This window comes from Winogradskyella aurantiaca, assembly GCF_003362725.1.
Lineage (GTDB): Bacteria > Bacteroidota > Bacteroidia > Flavobacteriales > Flavobacteriaceae > Winogradskyella_A > Winogradskyella_A aurantiaca.
In genome coordinates, this window is sequence record NZ_QKTV01000001.1 from 358,866 (window position 1) to 379,946 (window position 21,081).

At 38.4% G+C, this 21,081-nt stretch carries 24 protein-coding genes, 1 tRNA gene and 1 pseudogene; 7 read left to right on the forward strand and 19 right to left on the reverse strand.

The genetic code is table 11. From position 1 onward, the window contains the following. The first annotated feature begins 28 nt into the window (after positions 1-28). Both DN064_RS01670 and DN064_RS01675 read left to right on the forward strand, forming a co-directional pair. On the forward strand, positions 29-1,465 hold the full coding sequence (locus DN064_RS01670) for a carbohydrate porin (RefSeq protein ID WP_157962196.1): 1,437 nt from the start codon (positions 29-31) through the stop codon (positions 1,463-1,465). Positions 1,466-1,588: 123 nt separating this feature from the next. After that, a tRNA-Pro gene (locus DN064_RS01675) sits at positions 1,589-1,662 on the forward strand. 136 nt (positions 1,663-1,798) lie between these two features. Here the strand turns inward: DN064_RS01675 and DN064_RS01680 are convergent. Together DN064_RS01680 and DN064_RS01685 are read right to left on the reverse strand one after the other, a co-directional pair. Next, positions 1,799-2,056 (reverse strand): hypothetical protein, encoded by a 258-nt coding sequence (locus tag DN064_RS01680; RefSeq protein ID WP_115460871.1) that lies wholly within the window; start codon positions 2,054-2,056, stop codon positions 1,799-1,801. A gap of 13 nt (positions 2,057-2,069) precedes the next feature. Next, positions 2,070-2,612 carry a hypothetical protein gene (locus DN064_RS01685; RefSeq protein ID WP_115460872.1) on the reverse strand — a complete coding sequence of 181 codons (543 nt, stop codon included), beginning with the start codon at positions 2,610-2,612 and terminating at the stop codon, positions 2,070-2,072. A gap of 127 nt (positions 2,613-2,739) precedes the next feature. Between DN064_RS01685 and DN064_RS01690 the strand changes: the two genes are divergently transcribed. Continuing rightward, positions 2,740-3,009 (forward strand): hypothetical protein, encoded by a 270-nt coding sequence (locus tag DN064_RS01690; RefSeq protein WP_115460873.1) that lies wholly within the window; start codon positions 2,740-2,742, stop codon positions 3,007-3,009. Between the two features lie 2 nt (positions 3,010-3,011). On the opposite strand, the gene DN064_RS01695 is transcribed toward DN064_RS01690, so the two are convergent. Further along, complete coding sequence (locus DN064_RS01695) at positions 3,012-3,974, reverse strand: NAD-dependent epimerase/dehydratase family protein (protein WP_115460874.1); 963 nt, start codon at positions 3,972-3,974, stop codon at positions 3,012-3,014. A 170-nt stretch (positions 3,975-4,144) separates the two neighbouring features. Here DN064_RS01695 and DN064_RS01700 point away from each other — a divergent pair, with 170 nt between their 5' ends. After that, entirely contained in the window at positions 4,145-4,678 is a 534-nt protein-coding gene (locus DN064_RS01700) for a hypothetical protein (RefSeq protein WP_115460875.1), read from the forward strand. A 91-nt stretch (positions 4,679-4,769) separates the two neighbouring features. Beyond that, on the forward strand, positions 4,770-6,833 hold the full coding sequence (locus DN064_RS01705; RefSeq protein ID WP_115461356.1) for a M13 family metallopeptidase: 2,064 nt from the start codon (positions 4,770-4,772) through the stop codon (positions 6,831-6,833). Between the two features lie 60 nt (positions 6,834-6,893). On the opposite strand, the gene DN064_RS01710 is transcribed toward DN064_RS01705, so the two are convergent. Further along, entirely contained in the window at positions 6,894-7,598 is a 705-nt protein-coding gene (locus DN064_RS01710; protein ID WP_115460876.1) for a tetratricopeptide repeat protein, read from the reverse strand. A 68-nt stretch (positions 7,599-7,666) separates the two neighbouring features. Then, entirely contained in the window at positions 7,667-8,479 is an 813-nt protein-coding gene (locus DN064_RS01715) for an NAD(P)H-binding protein (RefSeq protein ID WP_115460877.1), read from the reverse strand. A 96-nt stretch (positions 8,480-8,575) separates the two neighbouring features. On the opposite strand from DN064_RS01715, the gene DN064_RS01720 reads away from it, so the two are divergent. Further along, on the forward strand, positions 8,576-9,061 hold the full coding sequence (locus DN064_RS01720; RefSeq protein ID WP_115460878.1) for a CBS domain-containing protein: 486 nt from the start codon (positions 8,576-8,578) through the stop codon (positions 9,059-9,061). Here the strand turns inward: DN064_RS01720 and DN064_RS01725 are convergent. The 8 genes from DN064_RS01725 to DN064_RS01760 all read right to left on the reverse strand — a co-directional run bounded on the left by DN064_RS01725 (position 9,058) and on the right by DN064_RS01760 (position 14,999). Then, positions 9,058-9,420 carry a hypothetical protein gene (locus tag DN064_RS01725; RefSeq protein WP_115460879.1) on the reverse strand — a complete coding sequence of 121 codons (363 nt, stop codon included), beginning with the start codon at positions 9,418-9,420 and terminating at the stop codon, positions 9,058-9,060. The genes DN064_RS01720 and DN064_RS01725 overlap by 4 nt on opposite strands. Positions 9,421-9,459: 39 nt before the next feature. Continuing rightward, the gene (locus DN064_RS01730) at positions 9,460-10,101 is read right to left on the reverse strand and encodes a TMEM175 family protein (RefSeq protein ID WP_115460880.1); all 642 of its coding nucleotides are present in this window, start codon (positions 10,099-10,101) and stop codon (positions 9,460-9,462) included. Between the two features lie 2 nt (positions 10,102-10,103). Next, entirely contained in the window at positions 10,104-11,198 is a 1,095-nt protein-coding gene (locus DN064_RS01735; RefSeq protein WP_157962197.1) for a BamA/TamA family outer membrane protein, read from the reverse strand. Positions 11,199-11,215: 17 nt separating this feature from the next. Next, positions 11,216-12,361: a BamA/TamA family outer membrane protein gene (locus DN064_RS01740; protein ID WP_115460882.1), complete on the reverse strand. Its 1,146-nt coding sequence runs from the start codon at positions 12,359-12,361 to the stop codon at positions 11,216-11,218. Between the two features lie 92 nt (positions 12,362-12,453). After that, positions 12,454-13,551 carry a serine hydrolase domain-containing protein gene (locus DN064_RS01745; RefSeq protein ID WP_115460883.1) on the reverse strand — a complete coding sequence of 366 codons (1,098 nt, stop codon included), beginning with the start codon at positions 13,549-13,551 and terminating at the stop codon, positions 12,454-12,456. A 71-nt stretch (positions 13,552-13,622) separates the two neighbouring features. Continuing rightward, positions 13,623-14,075: a protease complex subunit PrcB family protein gene (locus tag DN064_RS01750; protein ID WP_115460884.1), complete on the reverse strand. Its 453-nt coding sequence runs from the start codon at positions 14,073-14,075 to the stop codon at positions 13,623-13,625. 54 nt (positions 14,076-14,129) lie between these two features. Beyond that, entirely contained in the window at positions 14,130-14,558 is a 429-nt protein-coding gene (locus DN064_RS01755; protein WP_115460885.1) for an SRPBCC family protein, read from the reverse strand. 66 nt (positions 14,559-14,624) lie between these two features. Further along, on the reverse strand, positions 14,625-14,999 hold the full coding sequence (locus DN064_RS01760; protein ID WP_115460886.1) for a DUF2200 domain-containing protein: 375 nt from the start codon (positions 14,997-14,999) through the stop codon (positions 14,625-14,627). A 273-nt stretch (positions 15,000-15,272) separates the two neighbouring features. Here DN064_RS01760 and DN064_RS01765 point away from each other — a divergent pair, with 273 nt between their 5' ends. Continuing rightward, complete coding sequence (locus DN064_RS01765; RefSeq protein WP_115460887.1) at positions 15,273-16,061, forward strand: hypothetical protein; 789 nt, start codon at positions 15,273-15,275, stop codon at positions 16,059-16,061. Between the two features lie 43 nt (positions 16,062-16,104). Here DN064_RS01765 and DN064_RS14255 read toward each other — a convergent pair. From DN064_RS14255 to DN064_RS01800, 6 genes and pseudogenes are all read right to left on the reverse strand, one after another. Continuing rightward, positions 16,105-16,584 (reverse strand): annotated as a pseudogene (locus tag DN064_RS14255) (formylglycine-generating enzyme family protein). Between the two features lie 32 nt (positions 16,585-16,616). Then, the gene (locus tag DN064_RS01780; protein ID WP_157962198.1) at positions 16,617-17,402 is read right to left on the reverse strand and encodes a DUF6090 family protein; all 786 of its coding nucleotides are present in this window, start codon (positions 17,400-17,402) and stop codon (positions 16,617-16,619) included. Positions 17,403-17,611: 209 nt separating this feature from the next. Further along, positions 17,612-18,049 (reverse strand): hypothetical protein, encoded by a 438-nt coding sequence (locus tag DN064_RS01785; protein WP_115460891.1) that lies wholly within the window; start codon positions 18,047-18,049, stop codon positions 17,612-17,614. Between the two features lie 125 nt (positions 18,050-18,174). Continuing rightward, on the reverse strand, positions 18,175-18,831 hold the full coding sequence (locus DN064_RS01790; protein WP_115461357.1) for a hypothetical protein: 657 nt from the start codon (positions 18,829-18,831) through the stop codon (positions 18,175-18,177). 137 nt (positions 18,832-18,968) lie between these two features. Further along, entirely contained in the window at positions 18,969-19,997 is a 1,029-nt protein-coding gene (locus DN064_RS01795) for a glycoside hydrolase family 26 protein (protein ID WP_115460892.1), read from the reverse strand. Between the two features lie 196 nt (positions 19,998-20,193). Further along, positions 20,194-21,081 (reverse strand): DUF302 domain-containing protein, encoded by an 888-nt coding sequence (locus DN064_RS01800; RefSeq protein WP_198659389.1) that lies wholly within the window; start codon positions 21,079-21,081, stop codon positions 20,194-20,196.

Sequence of the window (21,081 nt, forward strand, 5' to 3'; positions counted from 1 at the left end):
ATTTTAAAAGGAATCAAACTCCATTGCGTTGATCTTAAAAAGACAACACCTTTTCTACCTTATTTGTCTACTATCTCTTTTTGGGATTGCTCAGGAAAACATTTTATATCAAGATATTATTAACCGTGACTGGTTTGGTGTGGGATTTGGTTCCTATGGGCGTATTGGTGTTAGTGGAACAACCGATGCGGCTGGTATTGACGGAAGGCGCTTAAATCTGAACAATATGGGTAGTATTGGTGGGCGTATGGAAGAACAAGATTATCTGGAGGCTGGAATGGCATTTCATATGACTCCAAAGGATCCTGGACCCGATTCCCTTCAAATAAATGTTCAACTTCGAGCCTCTGTTTTTTCACGAAGTGGATCGCTTTTTGGAAATTCAAATACGAGCGGTGAGCAAGGGTTGGCCATTGCCTTACCAGAAATGTATGTCGAGGCCAAAAATGTCATCACCAAAGATCTTAACATTTGGGTTGGGTCACGATTATATCGTGGCCCCGACATTCACATGGCAGACTATTGGGTATTCAATGATCATTCTGGGCAGGGATTTGGCGTGGAGTATAAGAATTCAAGAGCAGCTGTTCTATACATTGCCTCAACTGACACCACAGCAACGGTACCTCCCTATTTCTATTTAAATATAAAGTCTGGTACTCCAAGTCTTGAAATACGCAACCGTCAGGTTTATATTCTGGAACATGATTTTAGGTTTAAAGATGGGCAGTTATTGTCACTGCTTGCTGAGTATCACCACATTGGTGACCCTACAATGACAACAGACCCTGACAATATTATTTTATCAGCTCCGGGGGATAATGGATTTGTTATTGGAGCAAGGTTTCAAAACAACTTTAATGGATTTGAGGAGGGGTCCTTTAACCAATTTGCGGTTAGATACGGTAGTGGCATTGCCAATGGTGGTGACGGTGGATCATCGCGGACATGGGAAACCTTTGGTGCTGTGAATCTTGAAACCTTAAATTTTAATAACGCCTATTCCTGGCACATTACAGATCATTTTCTTTTTAATTTTTCTAGACGGTTTAGCCTAAACGGATATGCAGTTTATAACCGCAGTAAGGGCGCTGCAGATGGCCGTGGCTTGTCCGAAACGTATTTGGGGCGAGAGGTCTTTAATTTTAAACAGGATTTTACGTTGGGGTTTAAAGGGGTGACCTATCTCTCAGATTTGTTCCATCTCCAAACAGAAGTGCATTATTCTCAACGTCAGGATGGAGAACAGCCCTGGTATCGTATGGGTAAAATTTCTATTGTGCCGACATTGGCATTAAGAAAGGAACGATCTGTTTGGTCCAGACCCCATCTTCGCTTTATATATTCGATGGGAATTTATAATGATTTTGCTCGAGATAACCAATATTCCCCATTTCTAGAATTAGTGGGTCCGCGAAGTGTTGGTCATTATTTTGGAGTCCGCGCTGAATGGTGGACCTGGTAGAGACCTTAATATTAGAGTTTATTTTTTTGGTTTTGCTTTTAATAAAAGACGAAAAGGATTGTAAAAACTGTTCTATATTTGCAACCTCTTTTAGGGATACTGTTGTTTCAGAAACCCTTATTTCGGGATGTGGCGCAGTCCGGTAGCGTACTAGCATGGGGTGCTAGGGGTCGCAGGTTCAAATCCTGTCATCCCGACAGAAAGTAAGTATAAGACACTGTTAATCAGTGTCTTATATTTTTACAGGAACACGAAAAGAACACGAATTGCAATTTTCGGTCTATTTCTGGCGTATTTTTCAATAGGTGACCATATTTAGGAAAATAGAGAAAATTAGAGTTGTGGCCAAAGCCAATACAAGAAGACCAAAGCAATGACAGCTCCAAAGATATTCTGCATCATTTTGTTCTTTACAATAAAACCAATTATTACATCCAGTCCTATTCCAACAAAAGAAATAAAAATTAAACCACCAACAGATATTAAACCCCAACCACCATTGTCGGCAAGTTGATTGTAGTTACTCACTAACACAAAAACACAATATGCAAATAAGACCAGCATTGCTGAGGTGAGAACGGTTAGTTTCATTTAATTCAATTAGTTACCTGATTTTCTTTTGAATTTCATCCTTCAAATCCTTTAGTAAATAATAGTCTTGTTCTGATTGAATGGAAAATCTCTTATCTATATTAATATCATTACTTCTAAATGAAATGCTGTTGCTAGTTCCATTGGACCTTTTTGGACCAGGGGAATGACCTTTGTTCAGTAATTGTCCAGAAAAGCTTTTAATTTGAATAGTTAAGTCATGCACTTCCTTGAGGGAGTATGACTGATTATCAATTTCGATTCGCTCTGAGTTGATTTTGAGAACACCTTTAAGTATCCCTTTCATTGGTTTCTTTTTATTGATACCAGCCAGTTTATTCCAGAGCGTGAAAATCACGAAGAAAATAGCAACAGTAGTAAAAAGTATCCTAATCAAGTAAATGTCCCAATAGTCTTTGTTCAATTGAAGAATTGCAAAACAGAAGAGAAGACCAACGATACCTATCCAATAGTTTTGTTCTGTATTCACCATACGAGGCTTTCTATTGTCTGGATTGAAAATGTAACCTCTGAACTCTAAATTATTTACACTCAAAATTAAGTAAGAAATAGATTATAAATTCACAACAAAATAAGTGAATTTTGATATAAACTTGGGACTTATTTTAAGTTGCTACAGATGTTGGCAACCACCTATAATATTAGTGGATAATTTTGTTTTGATGAAATTCACCAGATATTATAGCTCTCTAATAAAGGCCAGCGGTGTTCCTCATTTAAGTGTGGAACAGTTCCAGCTCATCAATAATATCATAGCTCTTGAGATAAGAATTAATGAACAAGAGCTAATTAATAAGTACCTTTCTGGTGATGCCAAGGTCATACTAAACAAACGTAGTTACAGCTGCTATAGCAAGCTTCATAATCTAACTAATGGAAAAGCACCGGACGAGGTGTTTAAGAATATTATAGTGTCCTCTAAACTGCATTAAGACTAGACAACTTCTACTCCGTACTTAAGACTTAGGTGTTTTAGCATTTCTTCGGTAGTAGCTTCCAGGTCGTAATCATGTTGCCAAGCCCAATCTTCTCTTGCAACAGAGTCATCAATGGACGACGGCCAGCTATCAGCAATACTTTGTCTAAAATCAGGAGCATAAGAGATTTTAAAATCAGGGATGTGCTTTTTAATGGACTCGTAAATATCCTTAGGATTAAAGCTTAAGGCAGCTAAATTGTAAGAGGATCGCTCTTTAATGGACGCTGCAGGGGCTTCCATGATTTGGATAGTGGCCTTTATAGCATCATCCATAAACATCATGGGCAACATCGTGTCTTCCGATAAAAATGAGGTATAAGCCCGTTCCGTGATAGCCTTATGGTAGATCTCAACTGCATAATCCGTGGTACCACCACCAGGCATGGTTTTATGGCTTATAATACCTGGGTAGCGAATGCTACGCACATCCACGCCGTATTGATCATGGTAGTATTGGCACCAGCGTTCTCCAACTTGTTTGGTAATACCGTACACTGTTGTAGGCTCGCATACTGTATGTTGTGGGGTATTGGTTTTTGGGGTACTTGGTCCAAAAACGGCAATACTCGACGGCCAGAAAATCTGTTTGATTACTCCAGCTTTGGCAAGGTTGAGCACGTGAAACAAAGATTCTGTATTTAGGTTCCATGCTTTTTCAGGATATTTCTCCCCTCTGGCGCTCAATAAGGCTGCCATTAAATAGACAGTATCAATATCATACTTATCAATACAGGCTTTAATAGCATCATAATCCTTGGCATCAACAACCTCAAAGGGACCGGATTGCACCATTTCCTGATTTTGATCGTTAATATCGGAGGTAATTACATTAGACACTCCGTGTTTGGCACGTAAGGCTGCGGTTAATTCCGAACCTATCTGACCACCAGCACCAATAATTAAAATCTTTGAAGCCATTCTGCTATTTTAAGGATTTCCAAAAATACTAAGAATATCTCCATAGATTATTACAAAATATTCGATTTTCTAGGCTTTTAATAAGAATTTAGCACTAATTCCGCTGTATATTAGTAACCTTAATAAATGGCATTGTTCTAAACACTTCATTCTACTATCTTTACAGGTCTATGAGGCAGTTAACCGTTAATAGTTTTGGTATTTTGGGATTAATCTTAATCTGTTTGGCCTGCGGGGAAAAGGCGGAAGTTGAAGTACCTGTTGAGCAGGTTTTAATAGTGGAAGAAATTAGAATCACTCAAAAGGATATTGATAGTCTGGACTATGTAGATTATGCCCTGGATCCAGAAATTCAGCAGGCCATCTCGCAATGGACTGGCTTTCAGGAATTGGCCTCCTCAGTTGACTATTTAAAAACTGCGGATCTTACTTTCTTTAAAAGTGATATTCAGGAAGTAAAGGATGCGTTACAAAAATGTGAGTTCAATGTCACCAAGCCTTTTTTTACCGATGCCATCATGGCCCGCCTGGTGGTAGTAGAGACTAAGTTTTTAAAGCTTCAGAATGACTTAACGTTGGATAATATCCCCAAGAACGAACAACTGACTTCCATTAAAGAGGTCTTTATTGCCTGGTCTAATTTCATTTATGTTATCAATAAGAAGTTTGAGTTTGAGGCTAACGATGTCTCAAGACCTGAGTAGAAACGTTAAAAAACCGGATTCTTGTAACTTTTTGTTACCTGAGTCTTCATATAACAAAACCGAATTAATTCGAAATAATCAATTAGTCATGATGAAAACCAATATCAGTCGCTTTTTAGCGCTATCTGGATTGGCAGTATTTACCTTGCTCGCTTGTAAGGAAGAAGCCAAAACAGAAACGGCTATGGCCGAAAAGATCCCAGGAATTATTCTGGAAAATATGGACGACTCTGTGAGTCCAAAGGATGATTTTTACAATTACGTAAATGGTACTTGGATGAAGACCAATACCATTCCTGATGACGAATCGCGTTGGGGTGGATTTGGAGTATTGCGTAAGTCTACACGAGCCGATGTTTTAGAAATTATTAATACGTCTAAAGAGTTGGGTACCTACACTGAGGGTTCCGATCAAAAGAAGGCACTACTCATTTTCGAATCTGAATTAGATACGGTGGCACGCGCTGAAGCGGGAGTTGCACCTTTAAAGCCGTATTTAGAGGCTATTAACAGTATTAAATCCGTGGAGGATATGCAAACTGTTGTAGCAACCAACTTGGCAGTATCAGCACCATTTGCTGGTATCGGAGCAGGACCGGATTTAAATAATAGTACTATGAATACCTGTTGGGTAGCCCCAGGCGGACTTGGTCTTCAAAGAGATTATTACTTGGAACAGGATGATAAGAACAAAGAAATCCGTGAAAAATACAAAGAGCATATTACCAGAATGCTTCAGTTTATTGATTACTCGGAGGCTGATGCTAAAGCTGCCGCAGATGTTGTTTTGAAATTAGAAACACAATTAGCTGAACCACGTTTTACTAAGGTTGAAAGTAGGGATATTAGAAATATGAATAACCCTAAGAAGGTTTCTGAATTACAGGAGATGGCACCATCGATTAATTGGACCAAAATGATGGATGACATGGGTATTGAGAAAGATATTGATACCATTATGGTTATGCAACCAAAGTATATGGTGGCAATGAATGAGTTTTTAAACACCACCTCAATTGAAGACATTAAAACTTTAATGACGTGGAGAACTTTAGACGATGCTGCTGCTTATTTAACTCCTGAGATTGAAAAGGCCAACTGGGAGTTTTATGGAAAAACGCTTAATGGTTCTAAGGCCATGAGACCTGCTGAGGAACGTGCTTTAGGCACTGTCAATGGTACGGTTGGTGAAGCAATTGGACAATTATACGTTCAGGCCAAGTTTCCACCAGAAGCCAAGGAAAAAGCGGAAGAAATGATTGCTAATGTAATTAAAGCGTTCCAGATCCGTATTGAAAAACTCGATTGGATGAGCCCTGAAACTAAGTTGAAGGCCATTGAAAAGCTGGATAAGTTTACTGTAAAGATTGCTTACCCAGATGAGTGGAGAGACTATTCAGAAATGATGGTGAAAGAGGGCAATTCTTATGCTGAAAATATGCTTGCTGTACAAGCCTGGGCAGAGAAAGAAAACTTAAGTGAAATCAACGAGCCAATTGACAAAAAACGCTGGGGAATGTCTCCACAAACGGTCAATGCGTATTTTAATCCAATTAATAACGAGATAGTCTTTCCAGCAGCTATTTTACAACCACCATTCTACAATTATACAGCGGATGAAGCGGTTAATTATGGGGGTATAGGTGCCGTTATTGGTCATGAAATCTCCCACGCTTTTGACGATTCTGGTGCGCGCTTTGATGCCAATGGTAATGTCAAAAACTGGTGGACTGATGAAGACTTAAAAGAATTTGAAGCAAGAGGTAAAGCATTAGCGGATCAATACTCTGCTATAGAAGTTTTAGATAGTGTTTATGTAAACGGACCATTTACCTTAGGAGAAAATATTGGAGATCTTGGTGGTGTTCTAGGTGCCTATGATGGTTTGCAATTGTATTTTGAAGAACACGGACGTCCAGAGAATATCGATGGATTTACGCCAGAGCAGCGTTTCTTTATGTCTTGGGCTACCATTTGGAGAACCTTGACTCGCGATGATGCCTTAAGAAATCAGATCATGACAGATCCGCACTCACCAGGTCAGGTAAGAGCGGTGCAACCTCTTAAAAATGTGGATGCCTTCTATGAGGCTTTTGATATTAAAGAAGGGGACGCCATGTTCTTACCGCCAGAAGAGCGTGTGAGAATTTGGTAATAGTTTACGAAATAAAAAAGGCAACCCTTGGGTTGCCTTTTTTTATGAATATTGGTTTTTTTAATTCTGTCCTTGCTGCGCCTGCTGGGCTTTTTGATTTTCAAGGGCCTCACGTGATAGTTTGGCGAGATTAAAATTTGGATCAATAGTTAAAGCTTCATTGATAAGCTTAAGAGACTGGTCTAAATTTGATTTAGGATTTTCTTTAAATAAGACAATACCTTTTAAATAAAGAAAAGCAGCTTTTAAAGACGTCTGATACGGTTGCTGACTTTCGTAGAAGGTACGCTTCATTTCATCAGTGACATTAGATAAACCGTAGTCTATTTTAGCTTTAGCACCACCAAGATTATCGGTCTGAGCCATAAGGTCAGCCACTTCATAAGCCAGCTGTGGATTTGGAGTTCTTCCAAACAGAATTTCATATTGCTCTACCGCCATTTGAATTTGATTCAGATTTTTTAATGCCAAAGCTTTTACTTCAACATTGATGTCAGAATCAGTAGCGTTTTTGTCAACACCTACCACATTAAGTGCCTGCATAAAACGGCCTTCGGTAACATATAGATAACCAAGGGTGTCCCTTGTAGCTTGATTAGGGGTTAGGGCTTCTAAATGCGTGAGAGCATTAATAACCCCTTGAACATCCCCATGGCTTTTCATGAGTTCATAATACTTTTCGTAATGCGCTTTTAATTCTGCATTGGTTTGTGCTGAAAGTCCTGCACAAAATAAGATTCCTAAGACGACAAATAGCTTTTTCATGGATCGTAAAATTTAATGGCCAAAACTATAAAAATTAATTAGATATGCGTCCTAATACCTGTTAATTTCTAGGGTCTATAGCGCATGTTTAAAAGCAATAACTGTTCCAATTTTGAACTGTCAATCACCTTACCTTTTGAAGGCTGCGAATAGTCATAGGAAGGAAGGGGTAAGTTTTTAGACTCGCTGTAAGCAGTATAATAGTCTTTTTTAGCTGGATGGTATGGGTATGAGGCATTTAATACCTTCCCCCAAATCTTCTTTTCAAGAATTTTTAAAATTATGTTTATACAATCCTCTTTATGAATAAGGTTTAAGGGGGCTTTGGGATTCAGAAGGCCAGTCCTACCCGCAAGCTGGTTTCCTGGATGCCGCTGGTCATCAATTAACCCAGCAAAGCGAAGCACAGAAGTATTAGTTCTGGAAAGCGCCAAGACCGACTTTTCTATAGCTATTAGTTGTTGGGCGCTATTGGAGGTTCCATTGGGGGTAGAAGTATTTGTTATCACTGGAAAATCCGTATCATCTTCAAACACTGAAATTGAACTTACATAAAGGATATGTTTCACGGAAGCCTTCTGAATAGCCTTAAGTAAACGACTTATTTCGGATACATGATCCTTATTGGGGTTTTTTCTAAGTCCTGGTGGTATGTTAATAATGACGATTGTACTATCCCGTAAAAACCCATCAATGTCACCAGTTATTTTAGATGCATGCAGTTGAACATGGTAGGGCTCGATACCTGCCTCCTTAAGATTTTTAAGCTTAGAAACAGAAGTGGTTGAACCTTTTATCTTATAGCCATGGGATGCTAGTTTTTTAGCTAATGGTAATCCCAACCAACCACAACCTATGATGCTAATTTGTTTCTCCGACATCGTCAAATTCTATGGAATTGAAGCTTGTACCGGAGCCTTACTTGCTCAGGCGCAATATTTTATCTAAATTTAAGTTCACGCAAAATTAACTAAATCATGGGTATTAAGAGTTTTCAGGGATCAAGAAAGCAGCAGCAGACTGTAACGACGGCTACCCCACTTAAGGTGAGGGATTATATGACTACCAATCTAATTACCTTTAAACCAGACCAGCCCATTCAAGAGGTGGTGCAAGCCATCATCAAATATAAAATTTCGGGTGGGCCAGTAGTTAATGAGAACAAAGAGTTAATTGGGGTTATCTCCGAGGGGGATTGCCTTAAACAATTAAGTGAAAGTCGATACTACAACATGCCTCTGGAATACGATAACGTGGAAAAACGTATGGCTAGAGATGTTGAAACCATAGATGGTAATATGGACATATTTGATGCCGCCAATAAATTCCTTAACTCCAAACGAAGACGATTTCCAATTGTTGAGCGCGGAAAATTGGTAGGACAGATTAGTCAAAAAGATATTTTAAAAGCGGCCTTGAACCTCAAAGGAGTTAATTGGAATAGCAGTACCAAGAGCAGTTAATCTTCTCGCTTTACTAGCGCATAATAATCATTTTCCAAGGGTAGATAACCTTGATTGTATACAAAATAATAGACGGTACCAGCTTTGGTAGTGTAGATACTTGTGATATAATTAAAATCAAATCCTTTCTCAATGAGTCTTCCTCTCGAAACCTTGGTTTTTTGATCTGGATTTAAGGCTTCCAGGATTCTATAATTCTTGCGAAGACGGTTATTGGTATTTCTAACCAGATTGCGATTGTCTTTGTTTAGACGATTATTGTAGGTGTTTCGGCAGCCATCACTACAGAATTTCTTATCAACGCGACCTATAATCTTGTCTCCACATTCCGGGCATAATTTGTCTGCTGATGTCTGCATAGAATTACTGGTTTCCTCTTTTATAAAGCTATTAAAAAATCAAGACTTGGTTTTTCTAAAGTATTTGATAGGGATCAATCGGCGTCTTAAAGCAAATAATATAGGGACTAGAATAAAGGCCAGATCCCAATACAGCACATCAATAAAGGCTAGTCCTGCAGCTAAAGCAGCAATAATTGGTTCGGTTAGAATTTGCATTTTGGCCTCTTTCAATTCCTCAGTTGTTACTTCTGAGTGTAATAGTCGATGTTTGGTATTAGAGGCATAGTTGAGGCTTAGATAGGAAAAAACGCCAACTAGGAGCATATTGACACTTAGAAAAAACCTAATGGCAACGTTCTCTGAAAACACTTCTATATAGGCGTTCCAGAAAGGTAAGAGTAAGATACTCGCCAGAAAAATCAATTGTAACCAGATAAAATTCTGGTTAACAAACGGAATCATACTAAAATGTTCTAAGTGTTTAATCCAATAAACAGCTATTACAAGAAAAATAATGAAAAATGATCCCATACTCATCAATTGCTGAATAAGAAACTTAGCCAGTTCCCCGGTTTTGTCGATATGACCAAATTGAGGAACCTCAATATTGAGCACCATCAAGGTCATGGCGGTTGCAAAAATAATATCAGCTAAAAATCGTAAACGGTCCCTCCATTCTTTCGCTTGCGTATTTTTCATATTTAAAATGCTTCTGAAAGTCTAAAATAAAAACCCCAGTCTCCATCTCCAACGGCTACATCAAACCCGACAGTTGAATGTGTTTCCTTAAGGAACACATAACGTACACCTGTACCAATTCCAGGCAGTAGTCGTCCTTCGTCTGATTCATTTAAGGATCCGAGAACAGTTGCTAATCCTGCAAACCCAACGGCACCAAAACGCTTGTGAAAATTCCAACGGTATTCTCCTTGTGCGGCAATTACTGATTTACCCCTAAACTGCCCAAATGAATAGCCACGTATGTCCGTACCACCCACAATAAACTGTTGATTAAAGCTAACGTCTCCAAAGGACAAACCTGAATAAAGCCTTGCAGCCAGGACATCTCGTCGACCAACCATAGGAAAATAATGGTTATAGGCTAGAGTCATTTGATTGGAATCGTATTGATCATTCGCAAATTGGGGATACGTCCTGAATCGGCCCTGCAGAAAGTAACCATCTCTGGGATAGGTAACTGATGAACGTCTATCATATGTAGCGTCAATAACAATTCCATGTAATTGGGTTGTAAATTCACGTTCGAAAAAATCGGTCGATGTTTTAAAGGTGGTGTAGATGTAGCCTAAACCAGCATAAAGATCTGGTATAATCTGCTTTTGAACACTTACATATAGAAAGTCGGCATTGGTATTATAGTTGAACCACTGGTCTATAGGATTGGCAGCATAAAACTGGTAGTTCACATCTCCATACCCCCCGGCTGCTTTGATTCGCCAGTTGTCTTCATCCAAATAAAACACCCCAAACCCCATGAGGAACCAGGTTTTATTTTCACTGTAAGTCCCTACCAGACCCACGGTTGACGAAGGTGAAATGGTGTCTTTTTCAGATAGGTTCATCATAGCCATTGGTATGGCCCCAAGGGTTACTCCAACAGCTCTGTTATAATCCACATAGGGGAGTGGTAGAAACTTAAATTTGCCATCAATTCGGTCACCTTCGCCACCTCCACCTCCTAATAAGCCTTGACTATGACTTGTAAAAACTATAGTAAGCAGTACTAAGGTTAAAACATGAGAGAATGAAGCTCTGCTAGTTTTGTGTGTAATCAAATTAAAGGGCTTTTGTATCATCTGAACCAATTACTTCCAAAGGTGAGGTACCACGCAAACTGTTCAGGGCCAAAAGCAAAATCAACCCCCATATGCAAGCCATAATCACGGGCGAGCTCATACCTAAACCCAGTACCAATAATGCTTTTAAAAGAATCGGCATTAATAGCGGCAAAATTATCAGTAGCCGTTCCAGTTCCAGCAAACCCCATAACACTCCAACGTTTGTAGACATTAATCCGCGCTTCTACTTCGGCAGTATTGACCATATTACCCTGATATCTTAATGCGGGAATACCTCTTAAATTTATAAAAGGCAACTCAAAGAAGGGGACATCTCCCCATTTGTAATGAAAATTATAGCGTAACCCGAGAACCACCCGGTTTATAAAATCGAGATAGTAATACCCTCTAAAGGCAAAGTTATTATAGTTTCTACTCCCACCTAGCGCTTGATCGTGGATACCAAAATCTATAGCCGCAAAGCCTCCGCGGTTGGGGGTAAAGATATTATCACGACGATCGAAGGCGGCCACAAAATTAATTCCAGCAGTATTGGTATCGGTAATCAGGTCGGGATCGATTTCTCGATCGCCAACATTAAACTTTACCTTATTGCCAAAGTAGATATAGTTGAATCCTAAAAATAGCGGCAAGTCTTTCTTAACACGCGTTAAAAATTCCTGAAACACTAAAAAACCTTGCAAATTAAAGTCCAGTCCTGCTCTGGCACCTAAGGAGGCATCTCCAAAAAACTTAAGGTTGACACTAGGATGTCCAATAGCCCCGGTGTAGCGTAAAAAATCATTGAGATAGGACCCCTGATGGGCCCCTAATATAGCATAAGTCCCATTGGCGGTATAGGCTCCAGCTATAGTAGATAAACTTGGGGGGAGTCCTTTTTGAACCTCGCCTTGCGCATTTTTTTTACGCCTGTGAAAATACACGAGTGATAGTCCTCCCCCAAATCCCACGGCGGGTTCTGTGATAATGATGGGCATAGGAATAATGCCCACAGCATTATCCAGATACACACTCAAATCTACAGCACCATCTTCTTTACTTATAAAATTTTCCTTAAACCAGCTTTCTTTTTCCTGTGCTGAAAGACTAATACTAAAGACAATGCATAGCAATAATCTGAACAGATATTTTAAGGGCATTGAAGGTAATTTAGAATTATTGGGATGTTAGCAGTTCTAAGGTACTAATTTATAACGAATGCCTTGTGTCCAGTTTTCGCTGGTATATTGTATTATTCCATAAATGTTGGAATAAAGACATCCTTCACAATGGCGAATGGTAATTTGTCTTCCTGCGAATTGTAAGCGTTACCTGTAAATACGGCCACTAACTCTAACTTTGGGATAATCATAATGTATTGCCCTCCATTTCCAGTGGCTACTACGGATGAATACAATGCGTCTCCATGTTTAAATGGTATTTGCCACCATAAAAAGCCGTAGTTCATATTTGTGATTTTAGTTTTCGAACTAGTCGATGCTTCAATCCATTCTCTAGAAACTATCTGTTGGCCATCCCATTGACCATTTTGTAGTACTAAGAGGCCAATTTTTGCAAGATCTCTCGACGTCATGTACAATCGCTTTCCAGAATCGATGACGGGTTTGTCATTAGTGTGACCCCATTGAACGTTATTGATTCCCAGAGGATTAAATAGGTATTTTTGAGCGAAGGTATCAATAGACATGCCTGAAGCCTGACTAATAATTTCACTCATAAGAATGACTCCCATAGAACAGTAGTTAGACACAGTTCCAGGATCGTTGATCATGGGGAGATCTAAGGTATATTGCAACCAATTGGATTTTTTGTAAACGCGATCCTCCTGACCTTTTGAGGATTGATCCCAGTCATTGCAATCCCAGCCGGTAGACATGGTAATTAAATGTCTAATCGTAATCTCTTTTTTTCTTGGGTCCAGATTTTTACGGGCTTGTAAGGGTCCCAAATAATCAGAGATGGGATCGTCAATGGAGTCTATATAACCCTTATCAATTGCTATTCCTAACAAAAGCGATCTTATACTTTTAGATACGGATCTCATGTCATGAGGTTCCGAGGCTTGCTGTCCATTAAAATATTCTTCAATGACCAGAGTACCCTCTTTAACTAAAAGCGCACTATGTAATTTATTGGGTCCGGCTTTGGCCTGGGAAAAGAAATGGTAAAGTCTTGTAGTGTCAAGATCCATTGATCTAACATCTGCTATTTCCCAGCCATCATTTTCGGCCTTCGGAGCATCAAAATAACGGTCCTGAGCGTTTCCTGTTGTACTTATAAAGAATACTACAATTAGTCTTAGACCCTTGAAAAGATCAAATCTTGGCATAGTTATGAGAATGCAATTATTGTCCTTAGCTAAAGTTAATACAATATGAATTTATCCTAAAAGAAACGGCCTTAATTAAACACAACCGGTAGAAGGGCCTTAGGGATTTTGATTATATGATAGGGTTGGGTCATAACGGTAATGGCATTCCCCTCTGGACTTAAATGGGTAACGTCAACTATAATAGTTTCATTTGTAGAACTTACCGCCAAGTCAATGCCATAACCTCCATTCCCCTTAATGTCATCAAACACCGCGATGACTGTAAATTCAGAAAAGTTTATGTCGATTTCAGAGAACGAATCGGATACTGTATTCACCGAATTCATTTGATCCAGTAGACTATTCCAGGCGCTGGTGTCATTAATAACTCTTTGACTGCTTAAAATGCCTTCAGCGCCATTACCATAGAGTTCGCCTTTTGAAATGAGTGTGGTTGTAACCGGTTCTTGACTCGATTGAACGGTATTATTACATGAGAGAACGCTGAAGGTAAGAACCAAGACGAATATGAGATATTTCATTTTGATAATGATTTAGTTGTACTTAAAAGATGCTGAGAAAACCAGATGGTTGCGTCATTCCCGCTCTTTGAAAGGTATAATTAAATCCTTTTCCACATAGTTTTTGAGTCCTTGAAGTAAGATGGCCCAGCAAAACGAGGATCGCCTAAAATGTGCATTACAATCAGGCCAACCCACATGCCAGAATTTAACAAGCACCTTGTTCTGATGTGATTCTAGATCAAACCCAAAAGAGGTTGGATTCCAATACTCATCAGACTGTGTCATTTTAATGTGAAAGGCTTCATTTGGAATGGCTCTTATGACCTTTCCAAACCAGTTATAGGCTTCTGTAAACTGGAAATTATAGACTTCACCAGTTCGTGGAATGCCCGTACACCTTTCGGGCCACCAGTTGATCAGATGAATTGGGTCACAAACGGCCTCATAGACTTCTCGGATATGGGCATTTATTTCCAGATCGTGATGAATACTGTAACTCATAGTTGCAGCTGTTTACGGTTCTTTTCTAAACACATCGATTTTTAGCTCAGTATAGCTTTATCCGCGTTATTTTTCTATACGTAAAATTTTTTCCATTTTACGCCCCTTGGCCAATTCGTCGATAAGCTTTTCCATTTGGCGGCATTGTTTGTAGAGTTTAAATTCAGGTTCAATTTCCTCTATGCGATAGCCACAAACGACTCCTTTAATCATGTACTCGTTAGGATGAATCTTGGCTCCTTCAAAAAACTCTCTAAAGGTGACTTTGTTATCCATAAGTTTCTGTATGGTCGCCTCGTCATAGCCAGTAAACCATTCCAATACCTGATGAAATTCTTCCTTGGTGCGGCCATTCTTTTCAAGCCTGTTCCAATAATGCGGGTAAATAGAGGCAAAGATCATATTTCCCACTTTTTCGTTTTTTTCAGCGGTAACTTTCATATGCATTAGAATTAATGATCGAGATGAGCAGTTTAACCCTCTTAAAATTAAGGATAAAAGTCAAATATTTTTGAAGATAAAGTGTCAAGGATAGCAATTTGATAGTTATTCAAGACTTTTCTTTATGTAATTAGCGGTTTAGCCACTTTGTATTCTTGCAAATAGATAGGAAGAAGAACACTTTAATATTTTCATGTAAATACATGAACCGTGTTGGATTGGATTTTTCGGCATGGTAGTTGTTTCAACAGAAAGACTACTAAACACGTATCCATGAGAAAATTAATCTTCTTAATTATTGTTATACCTACCATTGGTTTTTCTCAAGGGAAATTAAGTCAAGCAAAAGGACAACTATCTTCAAGATCTAGTAATAGTAATTCTAATAGTACAAATGATAGCGCAACCGAGGCGGAGAGTAATTCTGAGAATATTCTTAAGGAGGCTGTTACAGAAATACTGTTACTAATTTCGTTTAAGATTGTCCTTGGTGATATGAAAGCACGTTATTTTTCTCCTTATCCTTATTATTTTGATAATGTGAAAGGAGAATATGATTTTGGCTTTGAGAAAGGTGATAAAAGGAGCCTGGTGAATCTTGATGTTAATTACCTTTTAGATAATTTTTCCAATTCTTTAGAGGTAGGTCTTAACTACCGTTTCATCCCAATTTTAGGTGTTGACTTGAGTCACCAAAGCTTTTTTGAACATGAACTGGGTGGCACTGATTATTTAGACGTCACTTCATTAATGTTGAATTATTATCGTTTTAGGGAACGATCTTTTACGGGGTGGTTTGGTATGGGCGCTACTTATGTTGGCAATGAGGTAAAAACCTTTGGTTTTGCTTATAATCTTGGGTTGGATGTATACCTTATAAATCCAATAAGTGCATCTTTCGCTTATAAACAGTCATTTATAAATTCAAGCCAAATCAATACGGTCAAGTATCAACTCAAATACCATTTGAAAAGATGGGCTTTTTATCTGGGTTATCACCATACATCCTTAGGTGGAGTTAGAGTCTCAGGAGTAGTAACAGGTATTCAGGCAAGAATTTAGTTTAATTAGACCATATTTTAGTTTTTGAATCAAGGGAAGTAAATCAGATTTTAGAGTAATTATAACCATTGTTGGCCTCAGTGGGCAGGCGACCGCCCATCCACTGGGCAAAGGCATTGGCTTCATCCCAATTGGCCAGCATGGGTTTATCATCTTCCCAAATTTAATTGCCAGGTTCTCCATAGGCGTCGACTAAGGGAGGGTCTGGCATGTTGCGACCTGTAGCCTCACAAAAAGCCCGAAACTGTGCTACGGTAATTTCGTATTTACTAATGTAAAAATCACTTAGCTCTACTATGCGATTGGGACTTGTGAATCCATATATGGTATCTCCTTTGGGGCTTATAATAAACTGGTGTTTCCCCTGTTCAAAGGAACCTCCTTTAACAAAGACCCACTCGAAATCATCATGTTTTTGATGGCAAGAACAAAACAACATGGATACCATGAAAATTCCAATTACTACGGGTAGTAACTTCCCAATTGCATAGAGAAGGTAATTACCGTATTTGTTTCTACTCATGAGAATAAACCTAATTTATCTGTTAAACCTTGTCATTTAATCTCTTGTTCAATGATTTCGAGCATACGTTCTATTCTACCTCGTAAGGTTTGAGATTGCAGATTGGTCACTTGATTAAAGGTAATGATCTGACTTATGATGCCTTCTAACTCGACATCTGCAAGGACATCTTTCAAATTTAAGTTCTTTTTGGTGGGTTTTATAGTGAACTTATAGTTGTACTTTTTGTCAAGAGCTTCCGTAGGGGTATACCCGTCTTTCCACAGTGTATTATTAATATTTCTTGAAATGCCAAGCCTATTGGCACAGGGTAAAATGATCTCGGTACGGTATTTTTTATATTCCAATTCCAGTTCTTGTACTTGATACACTTCAGAAGACCAATTTGATAATAATCTAACTAACTGTTGATTAGTAATGAGGCGCAATTTTTCTGATCCAACAATATCATTTTTAATGGGGTCAAATGTGGGATCTCTGATTATTTGCCAATAAGCTTTATAAAAGTCTTCAGCATTAATCGACTCGGGATTATCAATTTGATTTAAGATAATATTACAAGCTTCGGTGCCTTCATTTCTCATGAGAATCTTCTCATCTAATTGGGCTAGGTTACTTATATATTCACTTCTCAATTGTTTTAAAATGAGTTGTTCCTGATCCAGATCTTTCTGTTGTTCGTTCCAGGTATTAATTTGTAGTGCAATTAGAATCCCAATAACTACGAGTATGATTTCGCCGATGGCGTATTTAAGGTACTTGCCTATTTTATTTTCACTCATAAGATTGTAGCGGATACGTCTAAAAAATTTTAGCATGTAATCTGTTTGGTCAATAAGTTAAGCCCGCGAGCGGCTATCTCAACCAAAGGTCTACCAGACCTTTGATTTTGCTTTTGCAAAATTCTGTTTTGATAACCAAAGAATTTGATCATTAGAGCTTGGTTTCATTAAAGATAAGGTTTTTGGTCCACGTGTTGGTTCTGCAGTTCTAGGATAAGGTTGCTCAACTTATTGGAAGAGGCTCCTTATAAGTAATTGAAGAACAATTCAATAAACACCCCTAAGACAACACTAAGAATAGCGGCCAAAGTAGATAGACGCTCTAATTTAAAGGTGTTAGTAAATGCCAACCATAAACATAGGATCCCACAAAGTGCTAATAGAATGGTTGCGTATAAGGGCACAAGGCTATCAAAAAGACCTATGAAATTAAAAAGTGGATCTAGCAGGGCTGTAAACCCAAAAAGAGCCAGGGCAAAATTCGTCTTTTGATGCCCAACAAATAGGTAATACCCGGCAAACAACAATTCAATACTTATAGCTAAGGGACCAAATTGGTTATAATAAGCTCTTTTAAAATAGGCTGTATACCCTTGAGAGAATTCAATCTTTAATAGAAAGGCAAGGCTTAAAGCAATTGCAATAAGTAAAAAAACCATTGCCGTAATTTTTCTTTTTTTCATGAGGTCATTCTAAGGATTGGATAACATGTTCGTGTATAACAGCTACTAACCAAAAAGTAGAATGGAGTCTACACTAATTTCTATCTAAATTAAAGATAAAATAATTCCTTTTAATGATGAAGCCTTTATTCTTCGGGGTATTCAGGAATATGAACAAATTCAAGGTCAATAGCATCTTTATAGTACAATTTAAAGGAACATAAAACAGACACGTTGGTGCCGTTGTTAACGGCTGGGGCCATTCTCGGCATTTTTCGCAGTACCCTTAGGATTTCGCCTTGAATGCTTACTTCTGTATTCCTAACTTTCATCCCAGCTAGGGTTCCGGTGGCATCAATGATAAAAAAGGCATCCACTTCTTTTGGATCCGGAAGGTTGAGTTCTTTAATAAGTTCCAGGTTAAACTCTTGATTGATAAAACTTGAAACTTCATTGATAAAGCAAGTCTTTGTTTCTTCTTTAGATAGGTTTCTGCAACCCTTAAAAACGGGAACAAGATCCACATCTTTAAACAATAGTTTTTCATCATTTAAATGATTGGCCAAACCGTCATTATGTGATACAATACTGCACAATCCTAACAGGGCCTGTTCTTCTTGTTGGCTTATATTTCCCTGGGCCATTATTTGTTCCTGGACGGCATTGATTTTCAGTATCAAATCAGTTTCCGTGTTTGAAGGAGTAACCGGAGCGTCTTTGCAGGAAACACATAATAACCCTGAGATAAACAGTAAAATGGCAAAATAGACTAGGCTTCCTTTTCCTTTTAAATATAATTTCATGATTTTAAATTTAAGTCCAAAATAGAGCAAGTTGGATTTGAAAAATGCAAAAAGCGGTATTCAACCAAATTGAAACTTGAATCAACAATTTTAGCTTGTTGAATGGAATATCACTCGTACTTTGCGATGCAAGACCATTATTCTTCCACATATCCCAACTGTTGATAGAGCGTTGCTGATTGCTTTAAATAACGCTCTTTATTGGTCTCTTTAAACCAGGCTTCGGAAACTTGTTTGTTGTTATAGAGACGTCCGTCTTTCCACTCTGATATCCCGGGAATTTTTGTTTGTTGCCAGTTTTCGTTAATAAAGCTAATAGCTTTAATATTCTTGCGGTAAGCAAAAGTGAAAAAATTGACAAACCATTGGTCCCAAACCTCATTTTGTTCTTTATCGATACCGTGTATCGGATTGGACTCAGCAATCATAACAGGTTTTTTGTGTTGCTTGGCAAACTTTAGGACATCGTCACAATAGGGGCCAAAATCTTCTCCACCGTAGGCATGTCCGAATACAGAAATAGCCACCCAGTCTACATAATCATCCCCGGGATACCAGGCTGATACGGGATGGTCCTTGTATGGTTTGGAGGCATAGGAATGCCATACAAATGCCACGTTTTCTACCCCTTTGGCACGCATGAGATCTACAATGTGCCTGTATGCCCTAACATACTCTTCGGGATCAAGTTCGTTATGGGGCCCGTCAAATTCGTAACCAATTCTTAAGTAAATGGGTCTGTTGGTAGATTTAGCCCAGGCACAAAATTTCTTTATAACACGGTCAAAATCTCCATTGCCAGCTTTTTTAGCCACATCCCATTTGCCTACCATCCACATGGCACTTTGAATCACCGTATTAGGAAAGTTGTCGATTAGCATTTGGTGGTTTTGAGAAGATCCCGTTTCGTTTTTATGTGTTTCCTTAATGCCTAAAAACTCAGTAATTCCCCAATAAGCAGACCAACCTCCAGGAATTGGTCGGTTTTGAAAATGATCCATGTATTCTGTTATACGTTCAACGGTCTGCCCCATAATTAGTAGTGTTTTACCAGCTGGTGGAACAAACCTGGATTGCTCGTAATCATAAACAAACTCAGGGTCTATGTCTGTTTGTATTTTTGAAACTATATCTTCTGCGAGTTGTTGAGGGTTAGAGGTTTGCATGGCCTGTGCTGTTAAGGTTGTACAAGATGACAGGAGACATAACAAGACCAATCTCACGATGAAATTAGGCAATTGGTATTTGTACACATAATTTAATAGCACTTTAAACTTGATTGGTTTAGGCAGTGTTGCTGAGGTATTTGTCTTTGGTTCCTGAGTATTTAAACATTGCTATTCTCCGAACTCACAATAGGCATTAGTTTTCTTCTTTTACAGCGGATTTAAAAGTTTTGGTGAGTCTTTGATTTATCAGGTTTTGCGGTTTGGTGGATGTACCATAGTACAATTCTGAAAATACTACTATATCATTAAATGCGATGTAGATGTCTCCTTGATCGTTTTCATAAACCAGTAACTTTTGACAAAAAGCATCCAAGCCAATTTTAGGGGTAGTCATCATTGCCTTTCCGCCTGGAGCAGGACCGCCAAAAAGGAGAAGTGTAGACTGATTGACTTCTTGGTTGAGTGCCGCTGCGTCCTTATGGAAATCAATTTCACCAAACCATCTTGTATCATTTTGGGCGTTGACTATAGCTTTTAAATTAGTAACGGTAGTCTTAAAATCATAGTCTGATTGTATTTTGATGATTCCAAAGTCGAGACTAACCGAGTCCGTATTTGTTCTTGAGATCAACAAAGAATCGACACTTGAAACTATTTTTGAAAGTTTCTTATCATAGGGTTCAAGTAGGCTATTATTTAATCCATGCCTTTTTGAAATGAAATCTGTTGACGTATAAGCAAAGGATACTTTAGTAGTATCTGCTTCAGAATAACAAAGAACTTTAAATGGTAAATCAAGTCCAATTAAGGGGTTTTGTTTAACAAGCTCAGTATTTATTTTAGGATCCGAAAAAATTGTAGCGATTGCTGGAGGTGTATACACACCTTCTTCCTCAGCCATTTTATGATGGTCTAAATTGATGATATACGCTTCATCAAGCGTATTATTAAGCTTAGTGTTTAAGGCTGTAACCTTCTCCGAAATGGTCTGTACTGTTACTTCTTTTTTAGCCTCTTTATTTTGATTTTGGCAGGAGAAGAGAACAAATGTCAGGCAAAAAAATGTTGTGATCTTTTTCAT

Bases quoted from the DNA above. Each gene is read 5' to 3' on its own strand.
- DN064_RS01680 (WP_115460871.1), bottom strand. From the start codon at position 2,056: ATGAAACTAACCGTTCTCACCTCAGCAATGCTGGTCTTATTTGCATAT.
- DN064_RS01690 (WP_115460873.1), top strand. From the start codon at position 2,740: ATGAAATTCACCAGATATTATAGCTCTCTAATAAAGGCCAGCGGTGTT.
- DN064_RS01695 (WP_115460874.1), bottom strand. From the start codon at position 3,974: ATGGCTTCAAAGATTTTAATTATTGGTGCTGGTGGTCAGATAGGTTCG.
- DN064_RS01700 (WP_115460875.1), top strand. From the start codon at position 4,145: ATGAGGCAGTTAACCGTTAATAGTTTTGGTATTTTGGGATTAATCTTA.
- DN064_RS01705 (WP_115461356.1), top strand. From the start codon at position 4,770: ATGAAAACCAATATCAGTCGCTTTTTAGCGCTATCTGGATTGGCAGTA.
- DN064_RS01710 (WP_115460876.1), bottom strand. From the start codon at position 7,598: ATGAAAAAGCTATTTGTCGTCTTAGGAATCTTATTTTGTGCAGGACTT.
- DN064_RS01715 (WP_115460877.1), bottom strand. From the start codon at position 8,479: ATGTCGGAGAAACAAATTAGCATCATAGGTTGTGGTTGGTTGGGATTA.
- DN064_RS01720 (WP_115460878.1), top strand. From the start codon at position 8,576: ATGGGTATTAAGAGTTTTCAGGGATCAAGAAAGCAGCAGCAGACTGTA.
- DN064_RS01725 (WP_115460879.1), bottom strand. From the start codon at position 9,420: ATGCAGACATCAGCAGACAAATTATGCCCGGAATGTGGAGACAAGATT.
- DN064_RS01730 (WP_115460880.1), bottom strand. From the start codon at position 10,101: ATGAAAAATACGCAAGCGAAAGAATGGAGGGACCGTTTACGATTTTTA.
- DN064_RS01740 (WP_115460882.1), bottom strand. From the start codon at position 12,361: ATGCCCTTAAAATATCTGTTCAGATTATTGCTATGCATTGTCTTTAGT.
- DN064_RS01745 (WP_115460883.1), bottom strand. From the start codon at position 13,551: ATGCCAAGATTTGATCTTTTCAAGGGTCTAAGACTAATTGTAGTATTC.
- DN064_RS01750 (WP_115460884.1), bottom strand. From the start codon at position 14,075: ATGAAATATCTCATATTCGTCTTGGTTCTTACCTTCAGCGTTCTCTCA.
- DN064_RS01755 (WP_115460885.1), bottom strand. From the start codon at position 14,558: ATGAGTTACAGTATTCATCACGATCTGGAAATAAATGCCCATATCCGA.
- DN064_RS01760 (WP_115460886.1), bottom strand. From the start codon at position 14,999: ATGAAAGTTACCGCTGAAAAAAACGAAAAAGTGGGAAATATGATCTTT.
- DN064_RS01765 (WP_115460887.1), top strand. From the start codon at position 15,273: ATGAGAAAATTAATCTTCTTAATTATTGTTATACCTACCATTGGTTTT.
- DN064_RS01780 (WP_157962198.1), bottom strand. From the start codon at position 17,402: ATGCTAAAATTTTTTAGACGTATCCGCTACAATCTTATGAGTGAAAAT.
- DN064_RS01785 (WP_115460891.1), bottom strand. From the start codon at position 18,049: ATGAAAAAAAGAAAAATTACGGCAATGGTTTTTTTACTTATTGCAATT.
- DN064_RS01790 (WP_115461357.1), bottom strand. From the start codon at position 18,831: ATGAAATTATATTTAAAAGGAAAAGGAAGCCTAGTCTATTTTGCCATT.
- DN064_RS01795 (WP_115460892.1), bottom strand. From the start codon at position 19,997: ATGCAAACCTCTAACCCTCAACAACTCGCAGAAGATATAGTTTCAAAA.
- DN064_RS01800 (WP_198659389.1), bottom strand. From the start codon at position 21,081: ATGAAAAAGATCACAACATTTTTTTGCCTGACATTTGTTCTCTTCTCC.